This window comes from Paenarthrobacter sp. 22069 (genome assembly GCF_052046035.1).
Taxonomy (GTDB): domain Bacteria; phylum Actinomycetota; class Actinomycetes; order Actinomycetales; family Micrococcaceae; genus Arthrobacter.
Window position 1 is genome coordinate 1 of the sequence record NZ_JBQEQF010000067.1, and the last position, 300, is coordinate 300.

The following is a 300-nucleotide window of genomic DNA, read 5'->3' on the forward strand; positions in this document are numbered from 1 at the left end:
AATAGGCCAACAACTTACACCACACAGAAACATACAAAATTCTGCTTGCGTCCACTATGTGGTTCCCAACCAACAACCCCGGCCACCCGGGCACCGTTGACAGGAACCATAACTGAATAACAACACCACAAATGTTGTAACCACAAAGTTTTCCCACCCCCCAAGCATGACCGGGGGGAACGGGTAAAAGGGTTACGGCGGTCATAGCGTGGGGGAAACGCCCGGTCCCATTCCGAACCCGGAAGCTAAGACCCACAGCGCCGATGGTACTGCACCCGGGAGGGTGTGGGAGAGTAGGTC

General features: G+C 55.0%; 1 rRNA gene. It reads left to right on the top strand.

From position 1 onward, the window contains the following. Nucleotides 1-193: 193 nt before the first annotated feature. Nucleotides 194-300, top strand: a 5S ribosomal RNA gene (gene rrf / locus ACTJK0_RS21445); the annotation flags it as partial.